Origin of the sequence: Lysinibacillus boronitolerans JCM 21713 = 10a = NBRC 103108, from assembly GCF_000772935.1 — a bacterium.
GTDB lineage: Bacteria > Bacillota > Bacilli > Bacillales_A > Planococcaceae > Lysinibacillus > Lysinibacillus boronitolerans.
In genome coordinates, this window is the sequence record NZ_JPVR01000078.1 from 242049 (window position 1) to 254332 (window position 12284).

Sequence of the window (12284 nt, forward strand, 5' to 3'; positions counted from 1 at the left end):
AATTAGTTACTATTTCAGTAGTAACTAATTTCAAAGAGGTGTAATATGTTGTTTGAAGTCGATGTACATATTTTGATACTGTTAATTTCATTTGGATTTCTGGCGGCTTTTATTGACTCAGTCGTGGGAGGGGGCGGGTTAATTTCACTACCAGCCCTACTATTTGTCGGCCTCAATCCAGCCGCTGCTGTTGCCACTAACAAACTAGCAGGAGCTATGGGCTCGCTCACTTCCTCGATTTCCTTCTATCGTTCTGGTCAGCTGGACATTCGCTCTGTCCTCAAATATTTTCCACTAGCATTTATCGGATCCTTATGTGGAGCATGGACTGTGCATCTAATCAATCCAGCATTACTTAAGCCATTAATGCTTGTTATGCTGGCAGCTGTTGGGATTTATACGATCTTTAAAAAGGATTGGGGCGCTGTTGCTACTGTTAAAAATCTCTCTAAAACCCATTTATTTTTATTTATGCTGCTATTATTTGCTATTGGTTTTTATGATGGATTTCTTGGTCCTGGAACAGGCTCCTTTTTAATCTTTAGCTTCCTACTGGTAGGCTTTGATTTTTTAAAGGCGGCTGGTAATGCGAAGTTTTTAAATTTGGCGAGTAATGTGGCTGGCGTTTGTATGTTTGCCTACTTAGGCCAAATACATTATGTTTATGGTTTAGTAATGGGCATTGCGCAAATTGGGGGGGCTATGCTTGGCTCGCGCATGGCGATCAAAAAAGGAAGTGGCTTTGTCCGTACGCTATTTATTGTCGTGACAATGACATTACTTGCGAAAAATGCCTATGATTTTATGATGCATTAAAATAAACGCCACAGAATTTGAAATCTGTGGCGTTTTGGCGTTAAATCATAAGCTTTTCGTTTTTAAATTTATGACTAGTGGACAAACTGACAATCACAAAAATAAAGAAGGATGCGACAATTGGTATTGTGACTGTATGCATACCAAAGACAGAAGGATAAAACCGATCAATTATAATATACAACAACATACCTGAAATCATTGACGCAATCGCTCCGTATTTATTCGCTTTTTTCCAATACAAACCTAAGACTACTGTCCAAATAAAGACAGCCTCTAGTCCACCGAAGGCAAATAAGTTCAACCATACTAATAAATCAGGTGGATGGAGTGCAAAGAGGACAACGGCTAGGCCAATGACTGTTGTTACAACAAAGCTTGCACGCTTAATCTCTGCATCACTAGCTTTCGGCTTCATATAATTTAAATAGATGTCTTTGACAACTGTAGAGCTGACAAGCATTAGTAAAGCATTAACCGTTGACATTGTGGCAGCCATTGGTGCAGCTAAAACGATTCCTGCTAAAAATGGCGGTAATACCTTCAATGTCAGAAGCGGCATGACTTTATCCCCAATCTCAATGCCTGGTAAGACAGGTCGGGCTAACACCCCAATTAAATGCATGCCAAACATGATTGTCCCTATGGCAATCGTGCCAATAAGAATCGCTTGATGCATACTTTTCGAATCCTTATAGCTCATCGCACGAACCGCAATTTGTGGAAGTCCAACAACCCCTACACCAATGAGAATCCAAAATGTCGAGACATACAGAGGCGTTAAATCTCCTTGTGCGCCAAATGGGGACACAAAGTCAGGATTTTCAGCGACCAGTGAGGCCATTATATTGTCGATGCCCCCACCTGCCACAATGGTGCCGATTAATAAAATAATTGTACCAATCACCATAATTGAACCTTGGACCGTATCTGTTAGCGCAACCGCACGGAAACCACCAATAATCACATATACTAACACGGAAATCGCAAAAATAAACAGTGCTGCTGTGTAGTTTAAGCCAGTTAATGACTCAATTAAGCGTGCACCCCCAACCCATTGAGCCATCATAGCCGAAAATAAGAAAACAATGATGCTAATGGCTGATAAAATAACAATGACATGGCTTTTGTAGCGCTCGCGTAAAAAGTCGATTAACGTAATGGCCTGGTAACGACGGGCAATAATAGCGAATTTTTTCCCTAAAATCATGAGCACAAAATAGCCTGCTGGTAGCTGAGCCATAGCCAGTAATACCCACCCAAGTCCTTTTGTATAAGCCACACCTGGTCCTCCGATAAAACTACTCGCACTGCCGTATGTAGCAATCATCGTCATCGCAAGGATAAAACCACCCATTTCACGACCACCAAGGAAATACTCCTGTAGGAATGAATTAGAGGAGCGGACATGCTTATTGGCCCAAATACCAATTCCAAATATAATAATTAAAAATAATAGCAATGGAAATACAACTTGCCAATGCATTAGCGATCCACCTCCTCATCATCAAATGGTACCTCTTTGAAAAAGAGTTTCATCACAATCCAGATAAGAAGGATCATAAAGCCTGTCCCAGCGATACAGCTATAGAAAAACCAGGCAGGAAAACCAAATACATACGTATAATTTCTTGGATCGCCTGAACCTAGTCCATAGGCAAAGCCAAACCAAATCGCAAAGTTGACAAGGACGAGTCCAATTCCGATTAGCGCCTCTCGATGCGCTATTTTAAAGCGTTGATCTTTCACATGTAATCCCCCTAACCTACTCTATTTTACTGATATGTCGGTCTGATGGGAAGAGATGTGAGTAAATAAGGATAAGTTATATGGAAATGATTTTGCTATACTAAGTAACAAACCTAACTATCCCTCACAAAAATGTAAACATCTAATAATAATGGGCAATAAGTAAAAACCTTCGTCCATATAATTAGACGAAGGTTAGTTAGTTAGAACGGTCGCTTTTCCCAAGGCTGCAGCGTCCCAACGATATGAATAGGTCGATCCTGTTGAATAGCAGCAACGACACCTTGCGATATTTCCTCATGGGTCAGCCATCTCGCATGACCTTCTTCCATCATAAAACCTAGCTGGATTTGCCTGTATTGCGTACGAGCATGGAGCTTCAATTGCTCTTGGACTTCACTTAAATTCGCCTTACTCCCCAACACATGAAACAGTTTCCATTCCCCGTTATTCTCTATCGAAATTACATTGGAGATGTTCTCTAATGACGTGTCCGCATAGGAATGAATCCAAGCAACGACCAATTCAATGGGCCCATTATGCGCAAGTGTTTCTTCTAGCTTCTCTTTTAATAAGACGACATCACAATAATCAACTAAAATCGGTGTTAGAAGGGAGGGATTTTTTGTTCTATTTCGCAAGTCTTCCATTCGATGAGCACTACGTCCAATTACTGAGACATGATAGCCATTATTCACTAACCAAAGTGATGTGTCAGCTAACATCCCTGTTCCACCAATAACTAATGCGTGGGCCATTTATGTGTCCCTCTCTTATTTCGTATTTTAGAAAGACGAGCGTGTCCTCCTTGTCATTATCATACTTAACAGATAGATGAGTCGACAAGCTTATACAATGCCTTTTTATCGATTTTACCAACGCTTGTTTTTGGTAGTTCGTCTAAGAATATCATTTGTTTTGGCATCTTATAACGTCCTAATTGTTGATGACATAGCTCGTTAAGATCATCTAATATGGAGGCTACTGGGTGGGGACAGACAATAAAGGCTGTCACGATCTCACCCCAATAGGCATCACCAACACCAATTACGGCCACCTCCCGCACATCTGGATGCCGTAGTAGACATTGCTCTACTTCCTGAGGATAGATATTTTCACCACCAGAGATAATCATTTCTTTACTACGCCCAACAATATAAAAATCGCCATCCTCATCCATCATTGCTAAATCCCCTGTTTTCAACCAGCCGTCTTGCAGGATATTGGCGGTTTCTTGCTTGTTATTCCAGTAAAAGCGAAACATATGCTTCCCTTTTACCAATAGCTCTCCTACTTCTCCAGGTGCACAGCTTTGTCCTGTAAGATTGATGATTTTCGCTTCATTGAATTGCATGCTTTTCCCGACAGCCCCTTTTTTCGCATAGGCACGCTCTCGGTCAATATAGAAATTATTTGGCCCTGCTTCAGTTAAGCCATATCCCTCTTTAAAAAATAATCCCTTATTATAAAAAGCATCGTAAATAGGATGAGGGCACGGGGCACCGCCAGATAAAAATACCTTCATGGAAGGAAATTGATTTTCCTGAAAATACTTCGTTGCAATCATCGCTTGATACATCGTCGGCACAAAAAGGGAAATTGTTGTTTGATATTGGTTCGTTGCTTGTAGTGCCTCCTCTGCATCAAATTTATCGCCAATAATGACGGTTCCTCCCGCCATCAGTAAGGGAATACATAAAGCATTTAAGCCACCAGTATGAAACATCGGCATATAATTTAATGTCCGATCTTGAGCATGTAAACCCCAGCTAATAATTGTATTCATGGCATTCCAATTAACCGACTGAAAGGATAGCACTACCCCCTTTGGACGCCCCGTCGTACCTCCTGTATAAATCATTAACCATGGATCATTCACATCCACGTCTTGCCTACTTGGTTGTATCTCCTTCTCATGCTGGCTAACATGAAGTGAAAACATTTTTTCCAAAACTAAGGGACAATGACTAGCCTCGTCGTATAATAGGATGGCAGGGGTCGCATCCTCTACAATTTGTGTTAGCTCCTCCATACTTAAGCGCCAATTTAACGGCACATAAATAAGCCCACGTAGCCCACAGGCGAATAAAACAGCAAACAATTGGATATGATTTCTCGCAAAAACAGCGACTCTACTTCCTTTTTGTAGCTGCTGCCGCTCGAAAAATTGACTCCATTTGCCGATTTCCTCAGATAATTGCTGGTAGGTCCATTGTTCCTTTGACGTTAGATTAATCAAGGCGATATGGTGAGGTGTTAAAGCTGCACGTTTTAAAATCCATTCTTGCTCAACAAACATCTTGACTACCCCCAATCACATCATAATCGCGCCATCCACATGCAGAGTATGCCCATGAACGTAGGAGGCTTCCTCAGATGCTAAAAATAAATAGGCATTGGCAATATCTCGTGGTGTCCCTAAGCGTTGTAGGGGGACGATTGATCGCATTTGAGCCAAAATATTTTCAGGCATTTTTTTGACCATATCTGTTTCTGTAAAGCCAGGTGCCACTGCATTAACATTAATGCCCTTACGCCCTAACTCCTTCGCCCATGTTTTTGTCATACCAACAATCGCTGCTTTTGTCGCTGCATAATTGGTTTGACCAACATTGCCATATACCCCACTAACTGAGGATGTATTTATAATTTTCCCTTCACCAGCTGCCACCATATAGGGAATGACCTCCTGTGTACAATGAAAGACTCCTGTCAAATTGACATCTAGCACCTGCTGAAATTGATCCTCCGTCATTTTTGTCAGCATGGCGTCTCGTGTAATCCCCGCATTATTCACTAAAATATCAATGCGTCCTGCCTGTTCGATCACTGCCGTCACTAGCTGTTTAACGCTCTCTCTACTTGCAACATCTACTTGTATAAATACAGCATTTTCACCTAGTTGTTGTGCTGCAAGATTGCCTGCTTTGTCATCAAAATCGGCGATAAACACCGATGCCCCCTCCTCGATAAAACGCTCAGCAGCCGCATAGCCAATACCATTTGCAGCGCCTGTAATGATAGCCACTTTATTGTTCAAACGCATACTGTCTTCCTCCAATTTCTAAAAAGGCTTCAATTTCAGCTGTTAATTGTGCTAAATCATCGATCAACGGTGAATGCCCACAATCTTTTAGGCTTACAAACTGTGCTGTTTTGCCTAAATCATGTAATAACTCTGCATTCATTTCCTCTGTAATCACCAAATCACGATCCCCTCGTAGCACTAAAATTGGGATATGAAGCAACATGGCCTCCCGAGAGCCTTTTACCACATCATTGTCAACAGCACTTATATTAAATGTATTGAGCGCATGATATACTTCTGCTAAATTGCGCTGTGTAAGCATATCCTCTACATATTCTTGATATTTTCCCTCGTTTGGTCGATGGTGCGTATAAATTAATGCATTCCATATAGACTGTAAGCCTTCCGCATTTTTTGCATCGTAGAAGCCTTGAATAAGCTTTGTTTTGGATGTATCCACCAATACCTCCTCATAATGATAGGCTCGCTTAAAGGAGGCTGGATTGCCTGTTCCTAAATCCGTGTAAAATGGATAGCCACGTGTAGAAGCAGATGCAAGTAAAATCAGTCGTTGACAGTGTCCTGGATAATTTGCTGCAAACTGCATACAGACAGCTCCACCTGTTGACCAGCCAATCATATCAAAGCTTTGCAGTTGTAGTGCATCCACAAATAGCTTGACATCATCACTAAAATCTTTAATCGCAGTGATTGGCTTAAGATAGGATGATTCACCAAAACCACGTAAATCTAGCGCGTAAATGGTATATTTCTCGTCTAAAGCATCCATCAGAATATCCCAATGCTTAGAAGATGTCATATTGCCATGTACCAACACTAAAGGATGACCTCCACCTGATCGCTTGCGATAGGCCATTGTTTCTCCATTTGCTAGTTGAATCGTTTTTACCATGCCATTTCCCCCTTATCCCCAACGTATTGTGATAGCTCCCCATACATAGCCAATGCCGGCACTAACAAGCGTCACAATATCGCCTGCTTGCAGTTGATGTTGCTCCTGTGCTAGCTGTAGAGACAAAATTTGATCGATTTGACCAATATGTCCATAGTCTTGCAAATAAATAGACTGCTCCTGCTGTAAGCCAAGCTCCGCTAAAATATAATCATGTGCAGATCGTTTCATATGCAGCATCGCTAAATAATTGAGCTGTTCCTCACTGTATCCACTTTTCGCTAAAGAACTGCGAATGACCTTCAAGAAATTACTTAAAGATTTTTGTTCTAGCCGCTCCTTCATCCCAATGGGGTCCAAAACGTCAAGCTTATATAAATTTTCGGTTAAATGAGATGGAGTTAATGGATTTTTCGTTCCTCCAACTGGCACGACTACATCCTCTGAGAAAGAACCATCCGTTATAATATCTGCCTCTAGTAGCAGATTTTTTTCATAGTTTTTTTGTAATAACATGGCGCCTCCACCTGCGCCCAAATTGTACATAAAACGCGTTCGCGGATTGCTGTAATCAATAAAATCAACATTGCGATAACCACCTGCTAACAGAATGGTTTGTATCGTGTCATCTGAGGCCATTAAGCTTTTCGCTACCTTCAATGCCATGATTGTTGTGCCACAGCGTAATTGCACATCAAATGCCCAAGCATTAACTGCACCTAGCTCCTCCTGCATTTTAATAGAGGCTGTCCAGAGTGGATATTCCTTATGCTCCTCCCCCATATAAATGACAACATCAATATCCTTGGGGTCTATATTTGCCTTTTGAATCGCCTCCTGTGCTGCCCAGATACCCATTTGCACTGTATGATCAGACTTATCAGGGATTGGCTTTTCATGGATGCCCATTTTTTGACGGATAATATCCTCAGGAATATTGGAAAGAGCAGCAATGTCCTGCGATGTCATCTTTTGTTGAGGTAGATAAATACCTGTACTAACAATACCAACTGTCATTCAAATCGCTCCTTTTCCTGTGGCTGGGGACCTGTCGTTTTTTGTTGCTTTAGCCTTCCTCGCCACTTCCAAAAGAGCAGTCTTAGTGAGCCAATAATACCTTTTGGGAAGAAGATAACAGCTAAAATATAGAGAATCCCAAAGAAGATAATCCAACGTTCGAAAATAGGATAATCTCGTGCAAGCCCTGACAGTGCATGCTGCGCATATTCGATGACTGCCGAGCCTAATAGCGGTCCCACTAAAGTACCAACCCCACCGATAATCGTCATTAACAATGCATCCAGCGTAATATCCATTGCCATGACACTTGTGTTGACGAAGCGTAATGATACTGCATATAAGGAGCCTGCAAAACTCGCTACAATGCCTGCCACAACAGAGGCAATGACTTTGTAGTGCAACGTATTAAAGCCTAAGGATTTCGTCCTTTGTTCATTTTCACGAACGGCAATTAAAATACGACCTGTCGGCGAGTTAACAAAGCGGTAGAGCGCTAAAAAGATAATAACTAAGCTTGCTAGCACAAAGAAATAGAAGGTCATTCGATCTCTAAATAGATCAGGTGCTCTGAATGTAAAGCCATCATTGCCATACGTGACAGAGCGCCACTTTTCAGCTAATACTAAAAATAACCCCGAGAAGGCTAGCGTCAACATCGCAAAAAAATGACTTTTTAAGCGCAAGGTCAATAAACCTACTAAAAAACTAATGAAGCCTGCTAGTATCATGCCAATAACGATAGACAGTACAAAGATCAAGAGTGTGTTATCCATCTGCTTAAGCATGACTGCTGTTGTATAGGCACCAATGCCGAAAAACATGGCGTGCCCAAAGGAGACGATGCCTGTATAGCCTAGTAAAATATCATAGCTCATTGCCAATATCCCAAATATAAAGATTTGTGTGAGTAAAATAAGTAGTGTTCTTGAATCATTGACAAAAGGAAGGATAATAAAAATGGCAAGTAACAGGAAAAATGCGAAAGAGCGTAAGGATATTTTCTTATTCATGATGTTCGCTCCTTTCGCATCGCAAACAGCCCCTGTGGACGGAAAATTAAAACGATGGCCATTAAAATCATATTGACCGCCAGTGACAGCACAGGGACATAATAAGCCATAAAGCTACCTGCAAGCCCCACTAAAATCGCTGCAAGCAAGGAGCCAGAAAAGCTACCCATGCCGCCAATTACCACGACAATAAAGCCTAAAATAGCATACTCCATGCCCATTTCTGCATAGATCACACCTGAATAGGGAGCCATCAGCATTCCACTTAGTGCGGCCAAAGCTGCACCCACCATAAAGACGTATAAAAAAACACGCTTAATATGAATACCGAGAGCCTGCGCCATTTCCTTATCCTGGACACCAGCACGAACGATCAAGCCAATCTTTGTGCGCTTCAGCATGTATTGGAAAATGCCAAAAATCACAAACCCTATGACAATAATAAATAAACGATATTTAATGATGATCACATCACCAATTTCCCAGCTTCCTGCTAAATAACTCGGTGTTTTCACTGCCACCCCATTTGGGCCAAAGACCACCTTAATAAGCTCCTGTAAAACGAGCATTAGCCCTAAGGTAATTAAAATTTGCTGAATATGATTGCCGTAAACAGGTGTAATAATGAATTTCTCTGTCAGCAGTCCAAGCAACGCTCCAGTCACAATCGCGCCTATAATCCCAACGATAAAACTTTCTGTCAACATATAGGTAAAGATGCCCGCATAGGCCCCCCAAACAAATAACCCACCATGTGCAAAATTTAATACATCCATTAAACCGAAAATTAATGTCAAGCCAGCTGCTAGTAGAAAAATTAACATCCCAGTGGCCAAGCCATTAATGATTAAATTGACCAATAGCTCCAATGATAGTCACCCCCCTCTATCCAATGCCAAGATACTTGCATTTTAGCTCTTCATCATAAATCAAATCCTGCATATTGCCTGAATTTACTGTTCTACCATCATCGATTAATGTATAGGTATCACCAATTCGACTAGCCATTATAAAGTTTTGCTCCACTAGAACAATGGACGTTTTCTTTTTCATTTCCACAATCGCTTCCATCACTTTTTCTACCACAATAGGTGCAAGTCCTTTGGAAGGTTCATCTATCAAGATTAATTGGCTATCATTGATAAAGGCTCTTGCCATGGACAGCATTTGCTTTTGACCACCCGATAAATGCCCACCAGCCTTTTTCCAAAACTTCTTTAAGTCAGGAAACAGCTCTAGCACATATTGCTGTCGCTCTAATGTGGCTGTATCCTCCTTGCGCATCGCTACCTTCATGTTTTCCTCTACCGTTAAATCTGCAAAAATCCCTTGATTTTCAGGTACATAGCCGATTCCTAATTTCGCCACCTTATAGGTAGGGCTTTTTTTAATTGATTGGGAGCGAAAGGCAATGTCACCCTTTGTTGCAGGCGTTAAACCCATTATTGTTTTCAGAGTGGTCGTTTTTCCTGCGCCATTGCGTCCGAGCAGAACAGTAACCTGCCCCTCCTTCGCTTCAAAATTAACGCCCTGCAAAATATGATATTGACCAATATGCGTGTGCACCTCATTTAATGTCAGTAAGGTGGTCATCGTACAGCCCTCCTAAATATGCATGTTGCACGGTATCATTATTCATAATTTCCTCTGGTGAGCCATCTGCTAATAGTTGACCATTGAACAACACCATAATAGAATCCGATAAATCCAAAATCATATCCATTTTGTGTTCAATGAGCAAAATGGTTTTATCCCCCTGCTGTTTTATGCTTCGAATAATTTCTAAAATCGTAGGTACTTCCTCTAATGACATCCCTGCAGTTGGTTCATCGAGCAGTAGAATTTCTGTATCTAACGCGAGTAGCATGGCAATCTCAAGCTTTCTTTTCTCGCCGTGGGAGAGCATTGTTGTCAGGGCATCTCGTTTATTGTCGAGTAACACAAGTGCCAATAACTCCTCCGCTTTGTCCGTAATCGCCTGATAGCTTTTATAATGGCGGAATAGCTGATACCGAATTCTCTCCCTGGATTGAACGGCTAAACGAACATTTTCGAGAACTGTTAAGTTTGGAAAAACATTAGTAATCTGAAAAGATCGTCCCAATCCCATTCGGGTTCTTTCAATGGCTGACTTTTGTGCAAGTGATTGCCCTTTAAAATAAACATCACCCGCAGTTGGCTTTAGCTCACCACTAATCAAATTAAAGAAGGTTGTTTTCCCAGCACCATTCGGCCCAATAATGGACTTTAAATGCTTCTCAGGCATTTGAAAATTAACGCCATCCACAGCCGTATGTCCCCCAAAACGAATTGTTAAATTATCTGTATATAATATAGGCTCCATTCTCTACTCCCTTCCTTCTCACGTTTATGTAGAGAGACAGCCATGCTGCCTCTCAATTCTTTAATTCATAACGGGAGGTGCTGTTTCTTCAGGGCTAAGCTCCCGAATAAGTACTGGTACGGGATAATCCACACCATCTTGTTGCTCTAAGCGAATCGAATACATGGATTGTAGAGCCTGGTGATCCTCTTCACGGAATGTCATCGTCCCTTTTGGTGTTTCAAAGGACATACCCTCCATAACGTCGATTAACTTGTTTGCGTCTGCATCCCCATCTGATTGTTTCAATGCCTCCACAATCGCAATCGCCGCAGACATGCCGCCAGGCGTAAATAAGTCGGGCACTTCATTGAAACGCTTTTGATGTTCATCTACTAACCATTGATTGACATCATTTTGAGGAAGTGTATGATAATACACCGAGAAGCCTTCCATCCCAACCAATGGATTCATAAATTGAAGCGCAATAATATCTGGCGCACCCGTCGAAATTTTAATGCCCTTTTCTTGAATTTTAAGATCTGCAATTTGATTCCATGGTGAATTCGCCCCCGCCCAGACCACAAACAAATAGTCCGGCTTCGCATCAATCACCTTTTGCAAATTGGAAGTAAAGTCTGTTGCCGCAGGATCGGCATACTCCTCTAGTACAATTTCAGCCCCTAATTTCTCCGCTGCCGTTTTAAAGGCATTCACACCATCCCAGCCAAACGAATAATCTGGCGCAAATGTAGCAATCTTTACACCTTTGCCTGCAATAGCCGCTGCTGCCGCATAGGCATCCTGTGATGAATTACGCCCCGTACGGAAAATATACTCATTGAACTCTGAACCTGTAATACTGTCAGCCACTGCAGGCTCTACCACCATAATTTTTTCATACTCCTCGGCAAGTGGTAGAACAGCGAGCGTATCACCCGAGCTTGAAGAGCCGACTAAAAAATCAACCTGATCATCTTCTAAAAGCTTTGTCGCTTTTTGCACAGCCACCTCTGGCTTTGTTTCGGTATCCTCATATACAATTTCTATTTTCTTACCATTGACCTCCATCGTGCCGCCTGTTGCATACTCAATTCCTAAATCAAATCCTCGCTGCGTTTGCTTCCCATATGACTCAAGCGCCCCAGTTAACGATGCAAGCACACCAATCTTAATTGTGCCGCCTTCCGCAGTAACCGCCTTCGTCTCCCCATCAGAAGAATCCGCTTCCGTTGCACCGTCTTTCGTTTCCCCATTACAAGCCACCAACACCACAGCCAACATCACTAAAAGCAACCAATACCACTGCTTCCTCATCCCATATCCCCCTTTAAAATAAGCTCCATAGAAAGCGCTTTCTTGCTATGACAACACTATATAAAAGTCCAGTTACAAATTAGTTACAAGCTAGATGGCTCAAATATG

13 protein-coding genes are annotated in these 12284 nt (G+C 41.8%); 1 reads left to right on the top strand and 12 read right to left on the bottom strand.

Going from position 1 to position 12284, the window contains the following annotated elements; genetic code table 11:
* Positions 1-45: 45 nt before the first annotated feature.
* Positions 46-816 (top strand): TSUP family transporter, encoded by a 771-nt coding sequence (locus tag CD31_RS16680; RefSeq protein WP_036079292.1) that lies wholly within the window; start codon positions 46-48, stop codon positions 814-816.
* A 40-nt stretch (positions 817-856) separates the two neighbouring features.
* On the opposite strand, the gene panF is transcribed toward CD31_RS16680, so the two are convergent.
* From panF to CD31_RS16740, 12 genes are all read right to left on the bottom strand, one after another.
* On the bottom strand, positions 857-2302 hold the full coding sequence (panF, locus tag CD31_RS16685; protein ID WP_036079294.1) for a sodium/pantothenate symporter: 1446 nt from the start codon (positions 2300-2302) through the stop codon (positions 857-859).
* A complete protein-coding gene (locus tag CD31_RS16690) occupies positions 2302-2565 on the bottom strand; it encodes a YhdT family protein (RefSeq protein WP_004227902.1) in 264 nt (87 codons plus the stop codon). Before CD31_RS16690 ends, panF begins: the two co-directional genes overlap by 1 nt.
* A gap of 203 nt (positions 2566-2768) precedes the next feature.
* Positions 2769-3323 carry a short-chain dehydrogenase gene (locus CD31_RS16695; protein WP_036079297.1) on the bottom strand — a complete coding sequence of 185 codons (555 nt, stop codon included), beginning with the start codon at positions 3321-3323 and terminating at the stop codon, positions 2769-2771.
* Between the two features lie 65 nt (positions 3324-3388).
* Complete coding sequence (locus CD31_RS16700; protein ID WP_036079300.1) at positions 3389-4864, bottom strand: class I adenylate-forming enzyme family protein; 1476 nt, start codon at positions 4862-4864, stop codon at positions 3389-3391.
* 15 nt (positions 4865-4879) lie between these two features.
* Entirely contained in the window at positions 4880-5611 is a 732-nt protein-coding gene (fabG, locus tag CD31_RS16705) for a 3-oxoacyl-ACP reductase FabG (RefSeq protein WP_036079302.1), read from the bottom strand.
* Positions 5595-6506 carry an intracellular short-chain-length polyhydroxyalkanoate depolymerase gene (gene phaZ / locus CD31_RS16710; protein ID WP_036079304.1) on the bottom strand — a complete coding sequence of 304 codons (912 nt, stop codon included), beginning with the start codon at positions 6504-6506 and terminating at the stop codon, positions 5595-5597. The genes fabG and phaZ overlap by 17 nt, the downstream gene beginning before the upstream one ends.
* 12 nt (positions 6507-6518) lie before the next feature.
* The gene (locus CD31_RS16715) at positions 6519-7523 is read right to left on the bottom strand and encodes a 3-oxoacyl-ACP synthase (protein WP_036079307.1); all 1005 of its coding nucleotides are present in this window, start codon (positions 7521-7523) and stop codon (positions 6519-6521) included.
* On the bottom strand, positions 7520-8536 hold the full coding sequence (locus CD31_RS16720) for a branched-chain amino acid ABC transporter permease (protein ID WP_036079309.1): 1017 nt from the start codon (positions 8534-8536) through the stop codon (positions 7520-7522). Before CD31_RS16720 ends, CD31_RS16715 begins: the two co-directional genes overlap by 4 nt.
* The gene (locus CD31_RS16725; RefSeq protein ID WP_004227888.1) at positions 8533-9405 is read right to left on the bottom strand and encodes a branched-chain amino acid ABC transporter permease; all 873 of its coding nucleotides are present in this window, start codon (positions 9403-9405) and stop codon (positions 8533-8535) included. The genes CD31_RS16720 and CD31_RS16725 overlap by 4 nt, the downstream gene beginning before the upstream one ends.
* 16 nt (positions 9406-9421) lie before the next feature.
* Positions 9422-10129: an ABC transporter ATP-binding protein gene (locus tag CD31_RS16730; protein ID WP_036079312.1), complete on the bottom strand. Its 708-nt coding sequence runs from the start codon at positions 10127-10129 to the stop codon at positions 9422-9424.
* The gene (locus CD31_RS16735; protein WP_036079315.1) at positions 10104-10880 is read right to left on the bottom strand and encodes an ABC transporter ATP-binding protein; all 777 of its coding nucleotides are present in this window, start codon (positions 10878-10880) and stop codon (positions 10104-10106) included. Before CD31_RS16735 ends, CD31_RS16730 begins: the two co-directional genes overlap by 26 nt.
* A 60-nt stretch (positions 10881-10940) precedes the next feature.
* Entirely contained in the window at positions 10941-12176 is a 1236-nt protein-coding gene (locus tag CD31_RS16740) for a substrate-binding domain-containing protein (RefSeq protein ID WP_036079316.1), read from the bottom strand.
* Positions 12177-12284 lie beyond the last annotated feature (108 nt).

Excerpts from the sequence above, each read along its gene's own strand:
- CD31_RS16680 (WP_036079292.1), top strand. The coding sequence starts at position 46 with ATGTTGTTTGAAGTCGATGTACATATTTTGATACTGTTAATTTCATTT.
- panF (WP_036079294.1), bottom strand. The coding sequence starts at position 2,302 with ATGCATTGGCAAGTTGTATTTCCATTGCTATTATTTTTAATTATTATA.
- CD31_RS16695 (WP_036079297.1), bottom strand. The coding sequence starts at position 3,323 with ATGGCCCACGCATTAGTTATTGGTGGAACAGGGATGTTAGCTGACACA.
- CD31_RS16700 (WP_036079300.1), bottom strand. The coding sequence starts at position 4,864 with ATGTTTGTTGAGCAAGAATGGATTTTAAAACGTGCAGCTTTAACACCT.
- fabG (WP_036079302.1), bottom strand. The coding sequence starts at position 5,611 with ATGCGTTTGAACAATAAAGTGGCTATCATTACAGGCGCTGCAAATGGT.
- phaZ (WP_036079304.1), bottom strand. The coding sequence starts at position 6,506 with ATGGTAAAAACGATTCAACTAGCAAATGGAGAAACAATGGCCTATCGC.
- CD31_RS16715 (WP_036079307.1), bottom strand. The coding sequence starts at position 7,523 with ATGACAGTTGGTATTGTTAGTACAGGTATTTATCTACCTCAACAAAAG.
- CD31_RS16720 (WP_036079309.1), bottom strand. The coding sequence starts at position 8,536 with ATGAATAAGAAAATATCCTTACGCTCTTTCGCATTTTTCCTGTTACTT.
- CD31_RS16730 (WP_036079312.1), bottom strand. The coding sequence starts at position 10,129 with ATGACCACCTTACTGACATTAAATGAGGTGCACACGCATATTGGTCAA.
- CD31_RS16735 (WP_036079315.1), bottom strand. The coding sequence starts at position 10,880 with ATGGAGCCTATATTATATACAGATAATTTAACAATTCGTTTTGGGGGA.
- CD31_RS16740 (WP_036079316.1), bottom strand. The coding sequence starts at position 12,176 with ATGAGGAAGCAGTGGTATTGGTTGCTTTTAGTGATGTTGGCTGTGGTG.